The sequence below is a fragment of the Brachybacterium rhamnosum genome (assembly GCF_039526185.1).
Classification (GTDB): domain Bacteria; phylum Actinomycetota; class Actinomycetes; order Actinomycetales; family Dermabacteraceae; genus Brachybacterium; species Brachybacterium rhamnosum.
Genome location: NZ_BAAAIS010000003.1, coordinates 459981 through 481676, shown reverse-complemented (window position 1 = coordinate 481676; position 21696 = coordinate 459981). Strand labels below are relative to the sequence as shown.

Here is a 21696-nt window from a genome sequence, read left to right as displayed (position 1 = left end):
CGCCCCGCCCCATCAGACCCCCGCGAAGGCCACGACCGCCACGGCGGTCTCCTCCGGGGCGCCCGTGTCCACGGAGCGCTGGACCGTCCAGGGATCACCCTCGTCGAAGGTGTGGGTGATGTCCTCGTCCGTGAGCAGCTCCGAGCCGTCCTCGCAGCGGTACCAGCTGAACTTCCCGTCCCAGTGCGTGTCGTGGTCGTGGGAGACCGTCGCGCAGAGCGCACCGTCCGCGAGCTCCACCGTCATCGGGATCGGCTCCCCCTCGACCTCGAGCCCCGCGTCCAGGGCGTCGCGAGCGGTAAGGGAGTCGAAGCGCATGGCCGTGCGCTCGAGCGGGTTCGTGATGCACACTGCGGTGTCGCCGTCCTCGATCATGCAGGCGAGGAGGCTGTCCGCGGTCGCCCCGCAGGTGAACACGTCGTCCTGCTCGGAGTAGGGCGAGACCGTCGGGCCGCCGAAGGAGCACGGGTCGTCCTCGCGCTCCTCGATCGTCCAGGAGTCGTCCACCCAGAGCGTCGTGAGCTCGGTGGAGCCGGGAGCGGGGGCGTCGCCAGGCGCGGGCGAGGTGTCCTCCTCCGCCGTGCCGTCCTCGCCGCCGTCCTCGGGCTCGGTCGGATCCCCGGTCTCGGCGTCGTCCCCGGCGCGGGTGGCCTCGATCGACATGGGGGAGGTGCTCTCCGTGGGGGCCTCGGAGGTCGACTCCGACGTGGGGCTCGCGGAGTCCTCCCCGGTGGCCTCCTCCGTGGGCGTCGCGGACTCCTCGGCGCCGCTCGTCGAGGCGGAGGGCTGCTCCTCCGCCGCACCGCCGCACGCGGTGACACCCAGCAGGAGCAGCGGCAGCGCCGCGAGCAGCGTGAGGAGACGGCGACGGAGGAGTGCGGCGCGCACGGACGGGGCGGATGAGCGGGGCACGGGACGGCTCCTCGTCGTCGATCGGACCTGGGGCGACTCATTCCACCCGCCCCAGGCGACGACCACAAGGCTCGCGGGCCCGGGAGGCGGATCAGCCGGCGATGCGGTCCGTGCCCACGATGATCAGCTCCATGTGCCCGCCCGCCGCGCGGTAGGCGCGGGAGGGGTCGTAGGGATCGAAGCGCAGCGCCATCCCCGCCTCCTCGGGAGTCCGGTCCGCCTTGCGGTTGTTGCACTCCTTGCAGGCGCACACGAGGTTCAGCCAGGAGGACTCGCCGCCGCGGGAGCTGGGCAGCACATGGTCGACGGTCGCGAGCAGGGCGTCGCACGCGGGCGTGCGGGAGACGCTGCGGCCGCAGTAGGCGCAGCTCCAGTGATCGCGCTCGTGCACGGCCCGGTAGGAGAAGCCGATCGAGCGCTGGCCGATGCCCTCCACCCAGGCGCCGCTGAGCTCACGTGTCAGGGCGAGCACCGTCGGCACGATGCGGTCCTCGACGATCGCGAGCTCGACGGGCTCCGCGACGCCGCGCCGGATCATGCCGGAGGCATGGCGCACGCTCGTGGTGTGGAGCATCTCGCCGATGCCGGTGAAGGGGTCGTACCCCTTGTTGAAGACTCTGACCTGGCCCATCACCGACCACCTCCACGGAGCACGAGTCGCCGCCCCGGCATCGGGGCCGGAGCGAACGACTCGTCGTTCAGCACTCTCCGCATCGCCGCGCGCAGGCGCGGGAGCGGCTCTGGATGTCCCGGTGCCAGGGGACCCGTGGGAGGGGCGGGGATCGAACCCGCGAAGGGCGCTCTCGCCGTGAGGCAGGGAGCGGTGCGACGTGCCATGTCGCTGCCCTCCCTTCGCCGCGGTGCTCAGACCGCGGGCATCGGCAGGAGGAGCATGCCGGCCGACGCATCGGCCGTTCGTCGGTGCTCGTGATGCTGCGTGCGCATCGGCTCCATGGCTCCTCCTTCCCCTGATGCTGCTGGTCGTCGCGGGCACAGCGCCCGCAACCTCGTCCAGACTGCCGCAGGGCGGGGCGGGTGGCAACCGATTTATCCGGAACAGGGGATGAATGCTCGGTGGCCCGGGCAGGAGGCCCCGGGCGCGGCAGGGACGGGAGACGCCCGCACCCCGGGTGAGGGGAGCGGGCGTCGGCCGGAGCGGAGGTGCATCAGATGTCGCGGAAGGTGGTGATCTTCGCGCCCAGGGCGTTGAGGCGCTCGGCGAGGTCCTCGTAGCCGCGGTTGATGACGTAGACGTTGCGCAGCACGCTCGTGCCCTTGGCGGCGAGCATGGCCAGCAGGATCACGACGGCGGGCCGCAGAGCGGGCGGGCACACGAGCTCCGCGCCGCTCCAGCGGGTGGGGCCCTCGATGAGCACGCGGTGCGGGTCCATGAGCTGCACCCGGCCGCCGAGCTTCGTGAGGTCGGTGAGGTAGATGGCTCGGTTCTCGTAGACCCAGTCGTGCAGCTGGGTGCGGCCCTGCGCGGTCGCCGCGATGACGGCGAAGAACGGCAGGTTGTCGATGTTCAGCCCCGGGAACGGCATGGGGTGGATCTTGTCGATCGGGGCGGTGAGCTCCGAGGGGTGGGTCGTGATGTCCACCAGGCGGGTGCGGCCGTTCGCGGCGAGGTACTCCTCGGAGCGGTCGTACCAGAAGCCCATGTCCTCGAGGACGGCGAGCTCGATCTCCATGAACTCGATCGGCACGCGGCGCACCGTGATCTCGGAGGAGGTGACGATCGCGGCGGCGATGAGGCTCATGGCCTCGATCGGGTCCTCGCTGGGCGCGTAGTCCACGTCGGTGCTGATCTCCGCGACGCCGCGCACGCGCAGGGTCGTCGTGCCGATCCCGTCGATGCGGACGCCGAGCTTCTCGAGGAAGAAGCAGAGGTCCTGGACCATGTAGTTGGGGCTCGCGTTGCGGATCACCGTCTCCGTCTCGCGGCGGGCGGCGGCCAGGAGCGCGTTCTCGGTGACGGTGTCGCCGCGCTCGGTGAGGACGATCGGCTTGGCGGGGGAGGTGCCCGGGTCGAGGGTCGCCTGGTAGTGGCCCTCGGTCGCGACGACCTGCAGGCCGAAGGGACGCAGCGCCGTCATGTGCGGCTCGACGGTGCGGGTGCCGAGGTCGCAGCCGCCGGCGTAGGGGAGCTGGAACTGCTCGGCACGGTGCATGAGCGGGCCCATGAACATGATGATCGAGCGCGTGCGGCGGGCGGCGTCGGCGTCGATGGCCTCGAGGTCGAGCTGCTCGGGGACCATGATCTCGAGGTCGTTGTCCTCGTTGAGCCAGCGGGTGCGCACGCCGATGGAGGTGAGCACCTCGAGCAGGCGGTTGACCTCCTCGATGCGCGCCACGCGGCGCAGCACGGTCGTGCCGCGGTTCAGGAGCGAGGCGCACAGGAGTGCGACGCCCGCGTTCTTCGAGGTCTTCACATCGATCGCGCCGCTCAGGGTGCGGCCGCCCTCGACGCGCAGGTGGGTGGGGCCGGAGGTGCCGATGCCGACGAAGCCGGAGTCGAGCACGCGACCGATCTTCGCGAGGGTGTCGAGCGTCATGTTCTGCTGGCCCTGTTCCATGCGGTGCACGGCGCTCTGGCTCGTGGCGAGCTCGGTGGCGAGCTCGCTCTGGGTGAGCCCGGCGTGCTGCCGTGCGTCGCGGATGAGGGATCCGATGCGGGAGCGGTAGTCCTCGGTCGTCGTCATGCGGGGAGCGTATCTCAGATATGAGATAGGGAGTGAGGATGGTGTGGGTGTCCCGGGTGAGCCTCGACACCCCCGCGGATCCGTTGCGCCCGGGCGCTCGAGGAGAGCGGGGCGACCGTGCACCGCCTCGTGTACCGACCGGGTGCGGACAGGTTCGACGAGGCGATCGCGCTGCTCGAGGACCTCGTCGCCACGAACCTCCGTCCCGAGGCGCTCGTCGTCACGGGCGACCTCGCGGACGCCGGCGAGGCGCTCGCCTACCGGGACCTGCGCGGCCTCGTCGAGCCCGTGGCCGAGCGCCTCGGCGCCGAGCTGATCTGGGTGATGGGCAACCACGACCACCGCTCCACGATGCGCACCGAGCTGCTGGACCTCCCGGCAAACGACTCCCCGTACGACCGCGTCGTCCAGCTCAGCGGGCTGCGGATCATCGTCCTGGACACGACCGTGCCCAGCCGCGCCCACGGCGAGATCCGCCCGGCCTAGCACGCCTGGCTGCGCGAGGTGCTCGCGACCCCGGCCCCGGAGGGGACGGTCCTCGCCCTGCACCATCCGCCGATCCCGTGCGTCCAGGACCTCGCCGTCACGGTCGAGCTGCGCGACCAGGGCCCCTTCGCGAAGGTGCTCGAGGGCACGGACGTGCGGGCGATCATCGGCGGCCACTTCCACTGCTCGACCTTCGCGAGCTTCGCGGGGATCCCCGTCTCCGTCGCGTCCGCCACCTGCTACACGCAGGACCTCCAGACCCCGGACCGCGGCACCCGCGGCCGGGACACGTCGCCGGCGTTCAACCTCGTGCACGTCCACGAGGACACGATCATGCACTCGGTGGTGCCGCGAGGAGGCGGGGAGACCGTGGGCCGGCACGTCGACGGCCCTACCACCGCGCGGATGCTCGCCGAGCAGGGCCTGTACATCCCCCGTCCCGGGCGATCGGGATCGGCGACAACAACAACGACCTCGAGATGCTCGCGGCGTGCGGGGTGGGCATCGCCATGGGCAATGCGACCGCCGAGGCCCTCGCCGCGGCGGACGAGATCACCGGGGCCGTGCACGAGGACGGTCTCGCGGAGGTCTTCGCCCGGCACGGGCTGATCGCGCGTCCCCGGGCACGACGGGACCCCGCCGCGCCCCGAGCTGCGACGGGGTCCGGTGCGGGGCTCCTGCGCCGGTCAGGGCAGGCGCACCTCCTCGACCTGCCCGGAGGCGGCGGAGCGGGTCGCCGCCTCCATGAGGGCGAGGCTGCCGAGGTTCGCCGCGCCGGCGGTCTCCGGGGCGGTGCCGTCCGCGATCGCCTCGGCGAACAGGGCGAGCCCCGCGGAGCGGCCGTAGAGCTCCTGCTCGGGCAGGGCGATCTCCTCGACGGTGCCGTCGGCGCCGCGCAGGGAGACGCGGTCCTCGTCCGCCGGGTGGGGGAGGTGGCCGCCGCCGCGGCTCGTGAAGGACAGCTCGCCGTCCTCGCCGGTGATCCGCCACTCGCCCGCCCACGGGGTGGGCTCGCCGCGGCTCAGCCAGCTGCCGCGGTATGAGACGAGCAGGCCGTCGGCCATCTCGATCGTCATGAGGGCGGAGGCCTCCTCGACGTACTTGCTGTACGAGGGGTCCTTGACCTTCGTGTAGACCCGCACGGCCTCCTGACCGGTGACCTTGCGGAGCAGGTCGAAGTGGTGGATCGCCATGTCGTGGATCAGCGGGTGCGGGAACCGGTAGTGGGGGTGGTCGGCGAAGGGCCGGTCGTTGTCCCACTGGCGGAAGTCGATGCTGATCCCGGCGAGCTCGCCGACGGCGCCCTCGGCGAGCAGCCGCTGCGCCTCCCGCGGGGCCGGGTAGTTGCGGTAGTTCTGGCTGACCTGCACCACGAGGCCCAGCTCCGCGGCGCGGCGGGAGACCGTCGCGGCGTCCTCGACGCTCGTGGCGAAGGGCTTCTCGACGATCACGTGCTTGCCGGCCTCGAGCGCCTCGAGGGCGAGCGGGGCATGGGTGACGGCCGGCGCCGTGATGACGACGGCGTCGGCCTCGACGCCCGCGAGGGCGGCGGTGAGGTTAGGGAAGGCCTGGTCCTCGCGCAGGCCCAGGTGCTCCTGGACGGCGCGGAGGGTCGGCTCGCTCGGGTCGGCGATCGCGACGACCTCGACGGCGTCGACCGCGGGGATCGCGGTGCGCGCCCAGTCGCCGCCCCAGCCGCCGAGGCCCACGTGGATGAGCCGGAGCGTCATCGGGTGGCCTCCTCGGTGGTGGTGGCGGTCTCGGCGGTGGATGCGGCGGCGCCCGCGAGGGCGGCCCAGTCGCGGCGGGCGGGGTTCGAGACCGCCGGGGTCGCGCGGTCCTCCGAGGCCGGCGCCGCCCACTGCACGGCGTTCGCGAGGACGCGCCGCACCTGCGGGTGGAAGTAGACGGGGTACTCCTGGTCGCCGGGGCTGAAGTAGAAGATGCGCCCGCGGCCGCGGGTGAAGGTCACGCCGGAGCGGAACACCTCGCCGCCCTCGAAGGAGCTGATGAACACCTGGTTCTCGGGCTCGGGGATGTCGAAGTGCTCGCCGTACATCTCCTGCTTGTCGATGACGAAGGGCTGCTCGACGCCCGCGGCGATCGGGTGGCCGGGGGAGGTGGTCCACACGATCTCCCGCTCGCCCTCGTTGCGCCAGGACAGCGAGCAGGTGGTGCCCAGCAGGCGGGTGAAGATCTTCGAGAAGTGACCCGAGTGCAGGACGATCAGCCCCGTCCCGCCGAGGACGGCCTCCTGGACGCGGGCGACGACGGCGTCGTCGACCCGGTCGTGGCCGATGTGGCCCCACCAGAGGATGACGTCGGTGCGCTCGAGCACCTCGGCGGTGAGACCGTGCTCGGGATCGGCGAGGGTCGCGGTGGCGACCTCGACCTCGTCGCCGAGCAGCTCGGCGAGGCCTTCGGCGATCGCGCCGTGGATGCCGGAGGGGTAGATCGCGCGGATCTCCTCCTGGGTGGATTCGTGGATGTTCTCGTTCCAGACGAGGACGCGGGTGGTCATGTCGCGGATGCTCCTGTTGGCGTTGTCGTTGTCGTTCTGCGTGGCCGGTCCCGGGGCCCGGCTCAGCGCCGGATCCAGGCCGTCGTGCCCGCGGGGAGCACGGCGGCGCCGTCGGCCGCCGCCTCGAGCGGGCCGCTCGCGAGGAGCAGCTCGCCGGCGGGGAGCGTCGTGCCCGCGGCGCCGAGGTTCGCGACGGTGAGCCATCCGCCGGGTCGCTCGAAGGCGAGCACGTCGCCGCCGTCGATGCCCTCGGCCCAGCTGAGCTCCTCGGCGCCCTGGAGCTCGCGGCGCAGGCGCAGCGCCTCCCGGTACAGCTCGAGGGTCGAGCCGGGGACGCCGTCCTCCGCCTGCACGGAGGAGCCGCCGAACCAGGCGGGCTGGGGGAGGTGCGCGCCGCCCTCGCCGAAGCCGAAGGAGGAGCCCTCGCGGGTCCACGGCAGCGGCACGCGGCAGCCGTCGCGGCCCACGCCGTCGAAGCCGCGGTCCTCCGGCGTGGTGCGGAAGAACGCCGGGTCCTGCCGGTCGGCGTCGGGGATCTCCGCGACCTCGTGCAGGCCCAGCTCCTCACCCTGGAAGAGATAGGCGCTGCCGGGCAGGGCGAGCTCCACGAGCGTCGCCGCGCGGGCGAGCCGCAGCCCGCGCTCGCGGTCGATGCCCTTCTCGGGGCCGCCCTCGGCGAGCCAGGCGGTGCCCTGCTTCTCGCGGCGGCCCTCGAGAGGCGGCAGGCCGTAGCGGGTCGCGTGGCGCACCACGTCGTGGTTCGAGAGCACCCAGGTGCTCGAGGATCCGGAGAGGGCGGACTGCTCGAGGTTCGCGGTGATGATGCGGCGGAAGGCGCCCGCCTCGGGGTCGGCGACGAGCAGGTCGAAGTTGAAGGCCTGCCCGAGACCCTCGGGGCTCGCGTAGCGTGCGCGGCGCTCGGGGGAGTCCACCCAGGCCTCGGCGACGGCGGTGCGGGGCGGATCGTACTCGTCGAACACGCGCCGCCACTCGGCGTAGATCTCGTGGACCTCGTCGCGGTCCCACAGCGGGTGGGTGCCGTCCTTGGGCATCGCGGAGAGCTCCGCGGCGGAGGGGAGCACCTCGGGGAGGTCCTTGGCGAGGGAGTTCGCGACGTCCACGCGGAATCCGTCCACGCCGCGATCCGCCCAGAAGCGGAGGGTGGTCAGGAAGTCCTCGCGCACCTCGGGGTGCGCCCAGTTGTAGTCGGGCTGCTCGGTGGCGAAGGTGTGGAGGTACCACTGGCCGTCCTCGACGCGGGTCCAGGCGGGGCCGCCGAAGGCGCTCGTCCAGTCCGCGGGCGGCAGCTCGCCGTGCTCGCCGAGGCCGTCGCGGAAGATGTACCGCTCCCGCTCCGGGGAGCCGGGCCCCGCCGCGAGCGCCGCCCGGAACCAGGCGTGACGGTCCGAGGAGTGGTTGGGAACGATGTCCACGACGACGCGGATCCCGGACTCGTGGAGCGCGGCGACCATGGCGTCGAAGTCCTCGAGGGTCCCGATCCGCGGGTCCACGCCGCGGGGGTCGTCCACGTCGTAGCCGCCGTCGGCCAGCGCCGAGGGGTAGAACGGGCTCAGCCACACGGCGTCGACGCCGAGCGCGCTCAGGTAGGGCACGCGGGAGGTCACGCCGCGCAGGTCGCCGATGCCGTCGCCGTTCGCGTCGGCGAAGGAGCGGGGGTAGATCTGGTAGACGGCGGCCTGGCGCCACCAGGTGGGGTCGGTGGCCGGGGCGGAGGGGCCGGTGGCGGGGAGGGTCATGGGAGGGGGCTCCTCGGATCGGTGTCGGGTGGTCGGGGTGGGGACGTCAGCGGCGGGGCCGAGTCACTTCACGGCGCCCTGGGTGAGGCCGGAGATGACCCAGCGCTGCGTGATCGCGAAGACGACGACCGCCGGGGCCATCGCCATGAGGTAGCTCGCGAAGGCGACGTTGTAGCTGTTGGAGAACTGCGTCTGGAACATCTGCTGGAGCACGGGGATCGTCTGCAGCTCGGGGTTCGAGGTGATGAGGCTCGGCATCATGAAGTCGTTCCACGAGCCCAGGAAAGCGAAGATGCCGACGGTCGCGGCCATGGGGCCCAGCAGCGGCAGGATCAGCCGCCAGAACACCTTCGTGGTGCTCGCGCCGTCCATGCGCATCGACTCCTCGAGCTCGATCGGGATCGAGCGCAGGAAGGCCGTGAAGAGCATCGTGTTGAAGGCGAGCGCGAAGACGATGTGCAGGATCGCGACGCCGAGCGGGTTGTCGAGCCCCACGATGCCCGTGAGCCGCACCTGCGGCAGCGCGACCACGGGGAAGGGGATGAACATCGCCGCGAGCAGGTAGAAGAACGACCAGCGGAACAGGCGCCGGTCCCAGTTGCGCACGATCGCGTAGGCCGCGAGCGCGGAGATGATGATCTCCCCGGCCACGGAGACGGCGGTGACGAAGACGGAGACCGCGAAGGCACGCGGGAAGTCGGTGAGATCCCAGGCCTCGACGAAGCCCTCGAGGCTCCACGGGGAGGGGAGGCTGAAGGCCTTCCCGTCCACCGCCTGGGCGCCGGTCTTGAAGGCCATCGAGACGGTCACCAGCAGCGGCACGATGACGCTGAGGGAGCAGACCAGCAGGATCACCGTGAGAACGGTGCCGCGACGCGGGCGGCGCCTCGGCGTGCGCGGGGCGGGGGAGGCGTCGCTCGCGACGCCGGGACGGGGGAGAGTGGTCGAGGTGCTCATGCGCCGAAGCTCGCCTTCCCGCGCGTGATGCGCAGCTGCACCACGGCGATGATGATGCTGATGACGAAGAAGACCGCGGCGTTGGCCATCTGGTAGCCGTAGTCGCCGCCGCTGAAGCCCTTGAAGATCGACATGGCGACGCTGCGGGTCGCGGTGCCGGGTCCGCCGTCGGTGAGGCCGACGATGATGTCGTAGGCGTTGAGGTAGTTCTTGAAGCCCAGGATCGTGTTGATGACGACGTATCCGGAGACGAGCGGCAGGGTGAGCCGCCACAGCTGCTGGAGGCCGGTGGCGCCGTCGATGGCGCCCGCCTCGTAGACCTCGGCGGGGATCGTGACGAGGCCCGCGATGTAGATCAGCATCGTCGAGGGGATCGTGGACCACGCCGTGACGACGACGATCGCGATCCAGGCGAGGTCCTCGTTCGCGAGGATCGAGGAGGAGAGCACGTCGATCCCGAGGGCCTGCCCGATCGCCGGGAGCGAGTTCGAGAACAGGAACTGGAAGACGAAGGCGATGATGATGCCGGAGATGACCATCGGCAGCACGAAGATCGTGCGCAGCAGCGACTGCAGGCGGATCCGTGAGGTCAGGCCGAGCGCGAGGGCGAAGCCGATCGCGTTGACCACGACGACGGTGACGAGGGCGAAGCCGAGGGTGAACAGGTACGCGCTCACCACGCCCTCGTCGCGGAACAGGGCGATGTAGTTGCGCACGCCCACGAGGTCCCAGTCGCCGAAGCCCATGGAGTTGGTGAAGCTGTAGCCGAAGCCGAGCAGGGCGGGCAGGGTGATCGCGAGCGTGAACAGGATCAGCGCGGGGAAGAGGAACAGGTAGTACACGGGATCGGTGCGGCGCCGGCGTGAGCGGGGCGCCGTGCCGGTCGCGGATCCGGGTGTCGTCGTCGACATGCTGCGGACTCCTTCGGTGGTGGGCGGCGGGGTGGTCACTGGCGGTAGGCGAGGCGGGCCCAGTCGGAGTCGATGCGGCGCAGCACGGTCTCCGGGTCCGCACCGAACGCGATGGACTGGACGTAGTTCTCGAAGGGGATCGTCAGCGGGATGAACTGCGAGGCGCCCATGGTGAATGCGCCGCGGTCGTAGTACTCCTGCATGGGGGCGATGCGGGGGTCGCTCACGGGCGGCGCGTCCTTCGTGGTGCCGAACGCGAGGAAGGACGCGTTGTACTCGTCCTGCACGGCGGGCTCCATGAAGCGGGTGAGCAGCTCGCGGGCGCCCTCGGGCTGGTCCGCCTCCTCGGGGATCCACAGCGAGAGGTCGATGTTCACACGGATCCTCAGGTCCTCGGCGGAGTCCGTCATGGGCAGCGGGAAGGTCCCGAGCTCGACGTCGGTCCCGGCCTTGTCGATCTCCGCGAGCGCCCAGGGACCTTGGAAGTACATCGCGGCCTCGCCGTTGGCCATGGCGGTGTTGCCGTCGCCGTAGGCGCGGCTCGAGGCGTCGGGGTTGAGGAACTGCAGCAGCTCGACCATGCGTCGCATGGGCTCCAGGAGCGTGCGCTGGAAGGAGACCTCGGAGTCCGGGCCGATGTCCGTGCCCTGGGCATTCATGGTCTCGTAGAAGGAGCGGACGTCGACCATGCCGCCGACGGTGTAGTCGAACAGGCCCTGGGTGATCGTCCAGGTGTCCGCGAGGGTCGCGTAGATCGGGGTGACGTCGGCGTCCTGCAGCGTGCGGCAGACTTCCAGCAGCTCGTCCCAGGTCACGGGGACCTCGAGGCCGTGGTCGGCGAAGATCCGCTTGTTGTAGATGACCGAGGCCGCGGTGACCGAGTAGGGGATGACGCTCGTGCGGCCCTCGTAGCCGGGGTACCAGTCCGCGAGCGCCAGCACGTCCTCGCGGATGGTCGCGGCCTCGGGCATGTCGGAGAGGTCGCTGAGCGCGCCGCGCTCCATGAAGCGGGCCATCTCGAGGTTGTAGTTCTGGCAGGCGATGTCCGGCGGGGAGGTGCGGACGAAGCTCGCCGAGAGGTTGGTGGCGACGTCGTGGACGTAGCGGTAGGCGGACTGCGCGCCGTTCGCCTCGCCGACGAGGTCGCGGAAGAAGGGGATGGCCTCGGGCTTGGACTGGTAGAGCGTGACGGTGGGGCGGCTGCCGCCGGAGCATCCGGCGAGCAGTCCCGCGGTGAGCGCGGCGCCGCCGGCGAGCAGGGCGCGGCGGCCGGGCCGCGCGGTCGCGGAGGGGTGGGCGGGGCGAGCAGGTGACAACGGCGTCTCCTTGTCGGGCGAGGACGGCGGGGCGTCCACGGGGCCGGGGATCCAGATAAATCTAGGGTCTAGATTTAGATAGTGGAGAAAATAGACCCGCCCGTCCGCTACCGTCAAGCCATGGTCCACGGCACGGCACGATCCCCTCGGCTGCTGCGGCGGATGAACTCCGCCGCACTGCTCCGCTTCGCCCTGGACACCGAGGAGTTCACAGCGGGGGAGGCGATGGCCGCGAGCGGCCTCACGCGCGCGACCGTGCTCGGCGTGTGCACGGATCTCGTGGCCGCCGGCTGGCTCGAGGAGCTCGCGGACTCCCGTGAGGCGGGGCTGACCCAGCGCGGCCGCCCGGCTCGTCGCTACCGGCTGCGCGAGCAGGTCGGCGTGCTCGTCGGCGTCGACGCCGACGAGGCCGTGCTCCGGGTGGAGGTGTGCTCCCTGCGCGGGCGGCCGCTCGCGGAGCGCACGCTGGAGCTCGAGGGCCCCACGCGGGACGGTCCCGCGCGCCGCGAGCTGGTCTCGCGCACCGTCGCCGAGGTCCTCGCCGAGCCCGCCGTGGGCGGCGCGCCCTCCCTCCTGACGGTCATCGGCGTCCCCGCCCCGGTCGACGCCGACGGCGCCTCACCCACGGACGACCCGCCCTTCTGGGCGGCCATGAACCCCGGCTTCGCGGACACCCCCGGCGCCCGCGTGCTCGTCGAGAACGACGCGAACCTCGCCGTCCTCGCCGAGCACGCTCATCGGCAGGTCGCCCACATGGCCGCCCTGCTCACGGGGGAGCGCTTCGGCGCGGGTCTCGTCGTGGACGGTCGGCTCCTGCGCGGACGCCGCGGCGGTGCGGGCGAGATGCGCATGCTCGAGCTCCTCGTGGGCAGCGACCCGGATGCGGGCACCACCGACGGCCTCGGTGCCCTCGCGAGGCGCTGGGCGCTCGGCGCGCTCGCCCGCGACGACGGATCCTCCTCGCTGCGGTCCGTGGACCCCGAGGTGCTCGGCATCGCCGAGGTGCTCGCCGCCGCGGCGGACGGGGACGTGCTCGCGCTCGGCGTGCTGCGCAGGCTCGGGGAGCGACTCGCCCGGCTCGTCGCCGTGATCGAGAGCCTCCTCGACGTCGAGGAGATCGTGCTCTGCGGCGCCGACGTCACGGGCATCGGCCCGGTGCTCGACGAGGCCCGGACCGTGCTCGAGGAGCAGTTCTCCCCTCCGTGGCCCGAGCTCACCGCGAGCACGCTGGGACGGGAGGTCGTCCTGCGCGGTGCGGTCGCGCTCGCGCTGGACCGGCTCCGCGAGGACCCCCTCGCCCTGCTCGACGAGGGCTGACGCAGGCCCACGGCGGGGCGTTCGCGAGGGCTCGCCTCAGGCCGTGAGGGCCTCGGAGAGCGCGCGCTCGGCGGCGAGCGCGGGGTGCGGTCCGTCCACGAGGTGCAGGGCGAGCTCGCAGAGCATCGAGTCCGCCCAGGAGAACCAGGGGCGGGAGAAGCTCGTCGGGTCGTCGACGTGGAAGGACTCGTGCATGCGGTCCGTCCCCGCGTCGCTGCGCAGCAGCAGGTCGAGGATCTCGAGGGCCCGCTCCCGGGTCCCGGTGAGCCCCTCGACCGCGAAGGCGATCGGCCAGACGTGCTCGGGCAGCGTGTGCGGGCTGCCCACCCCGCAGGCCACGGAGCCGCTGAAGTAGAAGGGGTTCCGCTCGCTCAGCACGAGGTCGCGGGTCGCCGCGGTGATCGCCTGGTCATGGACAGAGGCGGCGTCCAGCGGCAGGGAGAGCAGGGACGGCATGTTCGCGTCGTCCATGACGAGCGTGCCGCCCAGGCCGTCGACCTCGTAGGCGTAGACAAAGCGTCCGCCCTCCTCGAGCACGCCGTGGCGGCGCACGCCCTCGAGCAGCTGCTCGCGCAGGGCGTCGGCGTCCGCGGCGAGGGCCTCGTCCTCGAGGTCCGTGCGGGCGAGGTCCGCGATCGCGAGCAGCGCCTGGGCGGCGAGCAGGTTCGCGGGGATGTTGTAGCCGAAGGTGCAGGCGTCGTCCGAGGGGCGGAAGCCGGACCAGGTCATGCCGGTGACGCCCACGGGCGTGCCGCGGCCGTCGCGCTCGAGGGTCTCGGTCGGGATGCCGATGTCCCGCACGAAACGGTAGCTGCTGCGGGCTTCGTGGTCCGTCTCGAGCCGCCAATGGTCCACGACGGTGCGCAGGGCGCGATGCGCCGTGTCGTCCAGGACGCCGCGGCGCAGCTCCTCGCTCCCGGCGAGGCGCAGCAGGCGGTGGGTGAGGATCACCGGGTAGGCGAGGGAGTCCACCTCGTACTTCTGCTCCCAGACGTACGGGTCCTCGCAGAGGTCGCGGTCGTCGTGGTGGGCGCCGTTCCCCGTGAGGTTGAACGAGTTCGCGTAGGGGTCGTGGACGATGCAGCGCAGCTGCCGCCGCACGACGGCCGCGAGGAGCTCCGCGAGCTCGGGGCTCTCGCCGACGAACCGCAGGTAGGGGAGCATCTGCGTGGTCGAGTCCCGCAGCCACATCGCGGGGATGTCCCCGGTGATGACGAAGGCGGTGCCGTCGCCCGGTGCGGTGATGGTGTCGGTGAGGGTGCGCAGCAGGGCCTGCTCGACGAGGAGGCCTGCGCGGTCGCCGAGCTGCTCGCGCACGCGCTGGGCGGCGGCGGTGAGGACGGCGCTGATCGGGGGCTCCACGGTGAACGTCACCGGCTCAGCCTAGGTGAGGGCGAGCGCTTCCCGGGCGTCGATCCAGGGATTCTCCCTGCTCGCTCGCGGGCGGTCCTGCGGAGCGGTGCGGTGGGCGCCGTCCTCGCACTTCCCGGCGAGCATGCCTCGTGTCGGGACATGGGATGGGTTATGTACGGACAAGAGACCGATGGAGCTGTCGAGGAGGACGCCGTGCTACTGGGACTGGTGGGATACGGGAACGGCGGGCGGCTCTTTCATGCGCCCTTCATCGAGGCGGCGCAGGGGGTGGAGATCGCGGGCGTCGTCGCCCGCGCCCCTCGCACCCGGGAGGCCGTGGCGGCGGATCTCCCGGGGGGTGCCGATCCACGGCTCGCTCACCGAGCTCCTCGCCGCGGGAGTCGACGCCGACACGATCACGACGCCGCCCGCGACGCGGCGGGATCTCGTGCTCGAGGCCCTCGCCGCCGGCGTGCATGTCGTCGCGGACAAGCCCTTCGCCCCCACCGCTGCGGCGGGGCAGGAGCTCGCTGATGCCGCACAGGAGGCGGGGAGGGTCCTGTCGGTGTTCCACAACCGCCGCTTCGACGCCGACCTGCTCACGCTGCGCGGCGTCCTCGGGAGCGGGAGGCTGGGCGAGATCTGGCGGGTGCACTCGCGCTTCGACCTCGACCAGCCCGAGGCCGGGCCCGACGGGGGGCTGCTGCGGGACCTCGGCACCCATCTGGTGGACCAGATGATGTGGCTGCTGGGCCCCGTCTCGAGCGTGCACGCCCAGTGGGACGAGGTCGAGCTCCCCGCAGGGCGCACCGATGCCGCCTTCGTCCTCTCGCTGCGCCACGACTCCGGCGTGACCTCCTGCGTGAGCTCCACCAAGCTCACCCACCTGCGCGAGAGGACGCTCCGGGCCTACGGCTCCGCGGGCTCCTACGTGGTCACGAGCGCCGACGTCCAGGCCGAGGCGGTCGCCGCGGGACGTCATCCGGCGGAGGAACGGGCGGGCTGGGGGTTCGACGACCCCTCCCGCGCCGGACTGCTCCGCACCGCCGCGGGGGAGGAGCGGGTGCCCTCTGTCCAGGGCGACTACGCCGCCTTCTACGAGCAGTTCGCGCGGGCCTGCGCGGGGGAGGGGCCGCACCGTCCCCCGCGCACGAGGGTGTCGCGGTGCTCGCCGTGCTCGACGCCGCGCGGGAGAGCGCCGTGAGCGGGCAGGTCGTGTCGGTCCTGCGCTGACCGGGGCGTCCTCCGACGACGGACGGGCGGGGACGGGGCGTGCTCGCCCCGTCCCCGCCTGTTCCCTGCTGCGAGGGGATGACCTCAGCGGGCCAGGCCGAACCCGCCGGTCCAGGAGATCTTCTCGCCGGCGGCGAGGGTGAGCTGGAGGAAGCCGACGGCCTCGAGCTCACGGGCGCGGGAGAGGGCGCCCGCGTCGGCGGCCTCGAGGCCGCCCTCGCGGACGAGGCCCAGGAGGGTCTGCTTGGCGGCGTCGTCGTCCCCGGCCACGAGCACCGTGGTGGTCAGTGCGCCCACGGTGCCGCTCGCGAGGGTCGCGGCGAAGTTCGTGTTGAAGGCCTTGAGCACCTTCGCGGTGGGCAGGGCGGACTGGATCTGCGCGGCCGCGGAGGAGTCCGCGGGAACGACGAGGGAGTCGAAGGTGGAGAAGTCCAGCGGGTTCGTGATGTCCACGACGACCTTGCCGGCGAGCTGCTCGGCGTGGGCGTCGAGGATCTCCGCGACGGCCGGGTGCGGGACGGCGAGCACGACGATGTCGCCGGCGAGCGTCGCGGAGGCGGCATCGGCGTGGGCGACGTGCTGGATGTCGGCGCCGCCCTTCGCGAGCACGCCGGCGATCGCGGTGGCCATGGATCCGGTGCCGAAGATCGAGACGGTGGTCATGGGGTTGTCCTCCTGGGTTCGGGGCCCGCTGTCGCGCACCCCCGGAAGTGGTTGATGAGGCAACTTTAGACCTCGATGGTTGAGAATGCAACTATCGGGCTGTCCTGTCCGTCACGCCCCGGGGGTGGCGTGCCCGGAACGGCTCCGGCCACGACCTCGGGGGAGAGGTCGTGGCCGGAGCGTCCCGCGACGGGAGGTGATCGGGCGCCCCGTGCGGGGCGCCGGGATCACAGGGTGGTCGCGAAGGGATCGAAGTCCGCGGGCATGGGCTCGACCGGGGTGAAGGTCGAGGTGACCTCGACGGTCTCGCCCGAGCCGATCGAGGCCTCGATCGCGAGCATCACGTCGAGGACGTGCGCCGCGATCTCGCCCTGGCCGCGGTGCGGGACGCCGGCGCGGATCGCGCGGGCCATCTCGAGCACTCCCAGGCCACGACCCGTGACGGGGCCGGCGGCCGGGATCGCGGTCGCCTCCTTGCCGCGGTACACCGTGAGCTCCGAGTCGCCGTCGAACACGTTGGGGTCCGGGAACGAGAGCGTCGCCTCGGTGCCGTAGACCTCGACGAAGCCCGCGCGCGAGTTGGGGTTGTCGAAGCTCAGCAGGGTCGTCGCGTTCTGGCCGGACTCGAAGCGCAGGATCGACGTGACCTGGGTGGGGACCGTGACGTCGAAGACCTCGCCGGCCTTGGGGCCGGAGCCGATCGTGCGCTGCTCGCGGGCCTTGGAGCCCGCCGCGGAGACGCTCTGGACCGGGCCGAGGGCCAGGACGAGGGTCGTCACGTAGTAGGGCGCGATGTCGAACAGCGGGCCCGCGCCCTCCTGGAAGAGGAAGGCGGGGTTCGGGTGCCAGTCCTCCGGGCCGGGGGTCTGGAACAGGGTCAGCGCGCTCGCGGGGGTGCCGATGGTGCCCTCGCGGAGGGTGCGCAGCGCGGTCTGGATGCCGGCGCCGAGGACGGTGTCCGGGGCGCCGCCCACGCGCACGCCCTTCTCCGCCGCGAGCGCGAGCAGCGCGGCCGCGTCCTCGGAGGCGGTGGTGATCGGCTTCTCGGTCCACACGTGCTTCCCGGCCTCGACGATCCGGCGGGAGACGTCGAAGTGGGCGGTGGGGATCGTCAGGTTCACGACGATCTCGATGCCCGGGTGGTCCAGGACGACCTCGGGGCCGCCGTGCAGCTCGATGCCGTACTCCCCGGCGCGCGAGGCGGCCGCCTCGGGGACGATGTCGCCGATCGCGAGCACGGCGACGTCCGGGAAGGAGGTGAGGTGCGTGAGGTACTGCTCGGAGATGACGCCGGCGCCGATGATGCCGACGCCGACGGGTCCGGTGGAGGTGCTGGTCATGAGGTTCTCTCTCCGTAGGGGCTTCAGGCGCGGTCGCGCAGGTAGGTGAGCGAGGTGGCGATGCCGTCGAACATGTCGCCGGCGTACTGGTCGAACTCGATGACGCCGTAGTCGACCCCGGCGCTGGCGGCGAGGGTGCCGGGCAGGGGCATGCGGCCCTCACCGAGCGGGAGCTGGCCGGCGGGGTCCTCGGCGAGGTCGCCGTCCTTGAGGTGGACGAGGCGCACGCGGTCGCCGAGGGCCGAGAGCAGGGCGGGGACGTCCGCACCGCCGACGGCGGCCCAGTAGGTGTCCACCTCGAGCACGACCTCAGGGTCGAGCTGCTCGGCGAGCACCTCGAGCGCGCTGCGGTCGCCGATCCGGGAGGAGACCTCGAAGGCGTGGTTGTGGTAGCCCACGCGGATCCCCTCGGCGGCGGCCTGCTGGGCGCGCTGGTTCAGGCGCTGGGCGATCGAGGCGACGCCCGCCTCGTCCTTCCAGTCCTCGGGGTTCCAGAAGGGGTCCACGAGGTAGGTGACGCCCACGGCCTTCGCGGCCTCGAGCACCGGGGTGAAGTCGTCGTCCCCGAGGAAGGACTGGTGCGCGCTCGGGAAGGCGATCTCGAAGGAGTCGCGAGCCTTCACGAGCTCGTCGCGGCGCTCGAGCAGGGCGAAGGGCTCGGCGACGGCGAACCCGAGCTCGACCAGACGGCCCACGGTCCCCTGGTAGTCCTCGGCGAGGGCGTCGCGGACGCTGTACATCTGGACGGAGATCTGCACGGGTGCTCCTTCGCACGGTGGACGGCGGCAGGCCGTCGCTTAATCGATTCGAACGGAAGTATTCCCGGGTGCCGAGGACGGTGTCAACGCGGTCCCGCCCCCGGATCGACGCTCGAGGCGCGCACGATCAGCCGCGACGGCGCGGAGCGGCGCACGGTGCCCGCGGTCGCGCCGCCGTCGAGCAGTCCCAGCAGCAGTGATCCCGCCTCCTGGCCCTGTTCGTACGGGCGACGCGCGAGGGCGGTGATCGGCGGATCGACGTTCTCCGCTATGGCCGAGTCGTCCCAGCTCAGCACCGCGACGTCCCCGGGCACGGCACGGCCGTCGGCGAGCAGCGCCCGCTGGGCCCCGAGCGCGAGCAGGTCGCTCGAGGCGACGACCGCCGGGCGCTCCCCGAGGTCGAGCGGCAGGCGTCGCAGCCCCTCCTCGCCGCCGGAGCGCGTGTACGGCGCGGAGACCGCCGCGTGCGCGATGCCGGCACGGGCGCAGAGCCCGGCCACGAGCTCCGTGCGCCGGTGCTCGTGCTCGTAGACCAGCGGTCCCGTGAGCTGCAGACAGGCGTCCCTCCCGGTGGTGCGCAGGTGCTCGACGAGCGTCGCCGCGTCGGCCGCCTCGGCCCCCGCCAGGCGCACCCCGGGGCCGCTGCCCTCCCATGCGCCGAGGACCACGAAGGGCAGGCCCAGCTCGGCGAGGAGCGCCGGCCGAGGGTCCTCGATATGGAGGTCCAGCAGCAGTACGCCGTCCACCCGGCGCTGCTCCGTCCACGAGCGGAACACCGTCATCTCCTCCTCGGCGCCGCCCGCGACGAAGCGCAGCAGCAGCTCCCGTCCGGCGTCGCTCGCGGCGGACTGGATGCCCGCGGTGAGCGCGGCGAAGAACGGCTCGTGCGAGACCTCGCGCGGGTCACGCGCGAGCACGAGGCCGACGTTGCCGCTGCGCCCCTGCCGCAGGGCGCGGGCACCGGAGTGCGGCGTCCATCCGACGGTCGCGGCGTGCGCGAGCACGCGATCGCGGGTGGCGGCGCTGACCCCGGGCTTCGCGTTCAGGGCGTAGCTGACCGTCGCGGGGGAGATGCCGAGGTCACGGGCGATCGTCGCGATGGTGGGGCGGGCCGAGGGCCGCGGCATGGTGCAGTGCGCTCCGGTGCGTGAGGAGGGGGAGGACACGGATGCGGCGCGGAGGCTCCCCCGATCCGTCCGCCGTGAGCAGGATACGCCCAGGTGGGGGGGGGGAGCTCGCGGACCCGGACGGCCTCGGGGAGGGCGTCGCCGGTGCCGTCTCCCGCTACGTCGCGATGACGCGGGCCACCGCGGATCTCGTCGTGCTGCGTCCCTGAGCGGGGCGGGGACGCGCAGGCGGGTCAGTCCGCGCGCGAGTAGCGGTAGACGAAGCGGTGCAGCGTCGAGTCGTCGGTGACCACGGAGACGATCCGCAGCAGCTGGTCGCCCGCGGGGCGCAGCTCGTCGAGGATCTCGGTGTCGCCGTCGGAGAGGCGGCGCATGCCGCAGGGCTCCTCGTCGTCGGAGAGCACGAAGAGCCGGCCGCCCTCGCACAGCACGCGGCCCGGGAAGGCGTCGGCCGTCGTGCCGAGCACGCCATCGGAGGCGAAGATGTCGACCTGCTCGTCGGCGCCGGCGGCGGCCTCCTCGTCGAGGTGGCCGTCGTCGGAGATGTGCAGGGTCAGACCGCTCGCCGGGGACAGCGGGGGGAGATCCTCCGCGGGCGAGCGGGTCCAGGACCGGGCCAGGCGCGCATCGGACGTGAGCACGCCCTCCCCGTCGCCGTGGAAGGCGTCGAGCTCCCAGGTGCCGGAAGCCGCGTTCAGCCCGAGTTCATCGAGAGTGAGCATGCGTTCCACGCTAACGGCCCGCCGGACGATGAGCGACATCGTCCCGGCGGGCCGTGGTGTGACCTTCGCGGCTCCGGGCCCGTCGGGACCCGGCCGCGAGGGCTCAGGAGGGGATCAGCGCACCCCGCGCATCCCCCGGGAGACGGGGCGGGCGATGAGCAGCATGATGACGCCGATGCCGATCGTCACCGCGCCGAGCACACCGAAGTAGCCGACCTCGGCATCCGCGGAGTAGAAGGTCGCGAGCGAGCCGGAGAGCGACGTGCCGAGCGCGACGGCGAGGTTGTACAGCGCCATCATCATCACCGGGTAGGAGCGCGGCGCGAGCTTCGTCGCGAGCGAGAGGCCCACGGGGGAGATCCACAGCTCGCCCAGGGTCGCGACGAGCATGATCAGCGCGATCCACAGCACCGGCACCGAGGTGATCGCCGCCATCGGCAGGAAGAGCACGAAGGCGGAGCCCATGAGGATGATGCCCACGCCGAACTTGGTGGGCGTGATCGGGTTGCGGCTGCCGAGCTTCGTCCACAGCGCTGCGAAGACCGGGGCGAGCACGATGATGAAGAACGGGTTGAAGGACTGCACCCAGGAGATCGGCATCTCCCAGCCCAGCACGGAGCGGTTCAGCCGCGTGTCCGAGTACAGGGTGATGACGGTGAACTGCTGCTGGAAGAGCGCGAAGAACGCGGCGGTGCCGATGAACAGCGGGATGAAGGCGACCACGCGGGAGCGCTCGTCGGCGTCCAGCTTCCGGCTGCGCAGCAGCAGGGCGAAGATGACGACCGCGCCGATCACCGCGAGCGCGGAGACGATCGTGGCGAGGTTCCCCGGGTTCACGAGGCCCGTCGCGACGAGCACGATGATCGCGACCACGACGACGAGCGCGGTGGCCGCCCAGACCGGGTACTGCGAGCGGGGCAGCGGGTCGGGGACGCTGTGCACGGACTCGGGCAGCCCCTTGCGGGTGAGCACGTACTGGACCAGGCCGATCGCCATGCCGATCGCGGCGAGGCCGAAGCCGAGGTGGAAGCCCCAGAGGTCCTGGGCGAGGCCGGTGACGAGCGGGCCGAAGAGGCCGCCGATGTTCACGCCCATGTAGTAGAGCGAGAAGCCGGCGTCGCGGCGGGGGTCGTTGACCTCGTAGAGCGAGCCGACGAGCGTCGCGGCGGTGGACTTCAGGCCGCCGGAGCCGACGGCGACGAGCATGAGGCCGATGACGAGGCCCGGCACGCCCGGCAGCAGCGAGAGCGCGATGTGGCCGAGCATGATCATCACGGCGGAGGAGAAGAGGGTCTTCTCCGGGCCGAGCAGGCGGTCGGAGACGAGGGCGCCGAGGATCGAGAAGATGTAGACGGAGCCGCCGTAGGCGCCGACGATCCCGAGCGCGGTGGTCTCGTCGATGCCGAGGCCGCCCTGGGTCGCCGCGAAGTACATGTAGATCGCGAGGATGCCCTGCATGCCGTAGAAGCTGAAGCGCTCCCACATCTCGACGCTGAACAGGTTCGCGAGCGCACGCGGGTGACCGAAGAAGGTCTTCCCGGTGGGGTTGTGGGGGTCCTGGGCGCCGGTGCCCGCCGTGGCGACGGTGCCGCCGGCGGTGGCGCCCGCGGGCACGGCGTCC

19 protein-coding genes, 1 tRNA gene and 1 pseudogene are annotated in these 21696 nt (G+C 72.3%); 4 read left to right on the top strand and 17 right to left on the bottom strand.

Annotated features, from left to right (window positions below; genetic code table 11):
- Positions 1 to 12: 12 nt before the first annotated feature.
- The 4 genes from ABD080_RS12295 to ABD080_RS12280 all read right to left on the bottom strand — a co-directional run bounded on the left by ABD080_RS12295 (position 13) and on the right by ABD080_RS12280 (position 3614).
- Positions 13 to 912, bottom strand: coding sequence for a hypothetical protein (locus tag ABD080_RS12295; protein WP_137770633.1), 900 nt, complete (start codon positions 910 to 912; stop codon positions 13 to 15).
- Between the two features lie 91 nt (positions 913 to 1003).
- Complete coding sequence (locus tag ABD080_RS12290; protein WP_137770634.1) at positions 1004 to 1543, bottom strand: HNH endonuclease; 540 nt, start codon at positions 1541 to 1543, stop codon at positions 1004 to 1006.
- 136 nt (positions 1544 to 1679) lie between these two features.
- Positions 1680 to 1763 (bottom strand) — tRNA-OTHER (locus ABD080_RS12285).
- A 315-nt stretch (positions 1764 to 2078) separates the two neighbouring features.
- Positions 2079 to 3614: a UDP-N-acetylglucosamine 1-carboxyvinyltransferase gene (locus ABD080_RS12280; protein ID WP_137770635.1), complete on the bottom strand. Its 1536-nt coding sequence runs from the start codon at positions 3612 to 3614 to the stop codon at positions 2079 to 2081.
- A 117-nt stretch (positions 3615 to 3731) separates the two neighbouring features.
- Between ABD080_RS12280 and ABD080_RS12275 the strand changes: the two genes are divergently transcribed.
- On the top strand, positions 3732 to 4100 hold the full coding sequence (locus tag ABD080_RS12275; protein WP_305038360.1) for a metallophosphoesterase: 369 nt from the start codon (positions 3732 to 3734) through the stop codon (positions 4098 to 4100).
- 479 nt (positions 4101 to 4579) lie between these two features.
- Positions 4580 to 4630 (top strand): annotated as a pseudogene (locus ABD080_RS16815) (hypothetical protein); the annotation flags it as partial.
- A 156-nt stretch (positions 4631 to 4786) separates the two neighbouring features.
- Here ABD080_RS16815 and ABD080_RS12265 read toward each other — a convergent pair.
- From ABD080_RS12265 to ABD080_RS12240, 6 genes are all read right to left on the bottom strand, one after another.
- Entirely contained in the window at positions 4787 to 5830 is a 1044-nt protein-coding gene (locus ABD080_RS12265) for a Gfo/Idh/MocA family protein (RefSeq protein WP_137770637.1), read from the bottom strand.
- On the bottom strand, positions 5827 to 6621 hold the full coding sequence (locus ABD080_RS12260) for a ThuA domain-containing protein (protein WP_343905259.1): 795 nt from the start codon (positions 6619 to 6621) through the stop codon (positions 5827 to 5829). Before ABD080_RS12260 ends, ABD080_RS12265 begins: the two co-directional genes overlap by 4 nt.
- A 62-nt stretch (positions 6622 to 6683) precedes the next feature.
- Entirely contained in the window at positions 6684 to 8378 is a 1695-nt protein-coding gene (locus ABD080_RS12255) for a glycoside hydrolase family 13 protein (protein ID WP_137770639.1), read from the bottom strand.
- 63 nt (positions 8379 to 8441) lie between these two features.
- On the bottom strand, positions 8442 to 9335 hold the full coding sequence (locus ABD080_RS12250; RefSeq protein WP_137770640.1) for a carbohydrate ABC transporter permease: 894 nt from the start codon (positions 9333 to 9335) through the stop codon (positions 8442 to 8444).
- Positions 9332 to 10246 carry a carbohydrate ABC transporter permease gene (locus ABD080_RS12245; RefSeq protein WP_137770641.1) on the bottom strand — a complete coding sequence of 305 codons (915 nt, stop codon included), beginning with the start codon at positions 10244 to 10246 and terminating at the stop codon, positions 9332 to 9334. The genes ABD080_RS12250 and ABD080_RS12245 overlap by 4 nt, the downstream gene beginning before the upstream one ends.
- A 35-nt stretch (positions 10247 to 10281) precedes the next feature.
- Complete coding sequence (locus ABD080_RS12240) at positions 10282 to 11562, bottom strand: ABC transporter substrate-binding protein (protein ID WP_343905256.1); 1281 nt, start codon at positions 11560 to 11562, stop codon at positions 10282 to 10284.
- 162 nt (positions 11563 to 11724) lie between these two features.
- On the opposite strand from ABD080_RS12240, the gene ABD080_RS12235 reads away from it, so the two are divergent.
- The gene (locus tag ABD080_RS12235; protein ID WP_343905254.1) at positions 11725 to 12879 is read left to right on the top strand and encodes an ROK family transcriptional regulator; all 1155 of its coding nucleotides are present in this window, start codon (positions 11725 to 11727) and stop codon (positions 12877 to 12879) included.
- Between the two features lie 36 nt (positions 12880 to 12915).
- On the opposite strand, the gene ABD080_RS12230 is transcribed toward ABD080_RS12235, so the two are convergent.
- Positions 12916 to 14253 (bottom strand): glycoside hydrolase family 125 protein, encoded by a 1338-nt coding sequence (locus ABD080_RS12230; protein ID WP_137770644.1) that lies wholly within the window; start codon positions 14251 to 14253, stop codon positions 12916 to 12918.
- Positions 14254 to 14590: 337 nt separating this feature from the next.
- On the opposite strand from ABD080_RS12230, the gene ABD080_RS12225 reads away from it, so the two are divergent.
- Positions 14591 to 15436 (top strand): Gfo/Idh/MocA family protein, encoded by an 846-nt coding sequence (locus ABD080_RS12225; protein ID WP_343905252.1) that lies wholly within the window; start codon positions 14591 to 14593, stop codon positions 15434 to 15436.
- 113 nt (positions 15437 to 15549) lie between these two features.
- Here ABD080_RS12225 and ABD080_RS12220 read toward each other — a convergent pair whose 3' ends face one another.
- The 6 genes from ABD080_RS12220 to ABD080_RS12195 all read right to left on the bottom strand — a co-directional run bounded on the left by ABD080_RS12220 (position 15550) and on the right by ABD080_RS12195 (position 21689).
- A complete protein-coding gene (locus ABD080_RS12220; protein ID WP_137770645.1) occupies positions 15550 to 16128 on the bottom strand; it encodes an NADPH-dependent F420 reductase in 579 nt (192 codons plus the stop codon).
- Positions 16129 to 16355: 227 nt separating this feature from the next.
- Positions 16356 to 17468, bottom strand: a complete 1113-nt coding sequence (locus ABD080_RS12215; RefSeq protein WP_137770646.1) for a Gfo/Idh/MocA family protein — start codon at positions 17466 to 17468, stop codon at positions 16356 to 16358.
- Between the two features lie 23 nt (positions 17469 to 17491).
- Positions 17492 to 18226, bottom strand: a complete 735-nt coding sequence (locus ABD080_RS12210; RefSeq protein ID WP_137770647.1) for a sugar phosphate isomerase/epimerase family protein — start codon at positions 18224 to 18226, stop codon at positions 17492 to 17494.
- An 83-nt stretch (positions 18227 to 18309) separates the two neighbouring features.
- Positions 18310 to 19353, bottom strand: coding sequence for a LacI family DNA-binding transcriptional regulator (locus ABD080_RS12205; RefSeq protein ID WP_137770648.1), 1044 nt, complete (start codon positions 19351 to 19353; stop codon positions 18310 to 18312).
- Between the two features lie 233 nt (positions 19354 to 19586).
- Complete coding sequence (locus ABD080_RS12200; RefSeq protein WP_137770650.1) at positions 19587 to 20075, bottom strand: hypothetical protein; 489 nt, start codon at positions 20073 to 20075, stop codon at positions 19587 to 19589.
- Between the two features lie 114 nt (positions 20076 to 20189).
- Positions 20190 to 21689 (bottom strand): peptide MFS transporter, encoded by a 1500-nt coding sequence (locus ABD080_RS12195; RefSeq protein WP_343906096.1) that lies wholly within the window; start codon positions 21687 to 21689, stop codon positions 20190 to 20192.
- Between the last annotated feature and the right edge of the window lie 7 nt (positions 21690 to 21696).

Coding starts and splice junctions, on each gene's coding strand:
- ABD080_RS12260 (WP_343905259.1), bottom strand. CDS start 6,621: ATGACCACCCGCGTCCTCGTCTGGAACGAGAACATCCACGAATCCACC.
- ABD080_RS12250 (WP_137770640.1), bottom strand. CDS start 9,335: ATGAGCACCTCGACCACTCTCCCCCGTCCCGGCGTCGCGAGCGACGCC.
- ABD080_RS12280 (WP_137770635.1), bottom strand. CDS start 3,614: ATGACGACGACCGAGGACTACCGCTCCCGCATCGGATCCCTCATCCGC.
- ABD080_RS12200 (WP_137770650.1), bottom strand. CDS start 20,075: ATGCTCACTCTCGATGAACTCGGGCTGAACGCGGCTTCCGGCACCTGG.
- ABD080_RS12255 (WP_137770639.1), bottom strand. CDS start 8,378: ATGACCCTCCCCGCCACCGGCCCCTCCGCCCCGGCCACCGACCCCACC.
- ABD080_RS12205 (WP_137770648.1), bottom strand. CDS start 19,353: ATGCCGCGGCCCTCGGCCCGCCCCACCATCGCGACGATCGCCCGTGAC.
- ABD080_RS12215 (WP_137770646.1), bottom strand. CDS start 17,468: ATGACCAGCACCTCCACCGGACCCGTCGGCGTCGGCATCATCGGCGCC.
- ABD080_RS12290 (WP_137770634.1), bottom strand. CDS start 1,543: ATGGGCCAGGTCAGAGTCTTCAACAAGGGGTACGACCCCTTCACCGGC.
- ABD080_RS12245 (WP_137770641.1), bottom strand. CDS start 10,246: ATGTCGACGACGACACCCGGATCCGCGACCGGCACGGCGCCCCGCTCA.
- ABD080_RS12265 (WP_137770637.1), bottom strand. CDS start 5,830: ATGACGCTCCGGCTCATCCACGTGGGCCTCGGCGGCTGGGGCGGCGAC.
- ABD080_RS12220 (WP_137770645.1), bottom strand. CDS start 16,128: ATGACCACCGTCTCGATCTTCGGCACCGGATCCATGGCCACCGCGATC.
- ABD080_RS12235 (WP_343905254.1), top strand. CDS start 11,725: ATGAACTCCGCCGCACTGCTCCGCTTCGCCCTGGACACCGAGGAGTTC.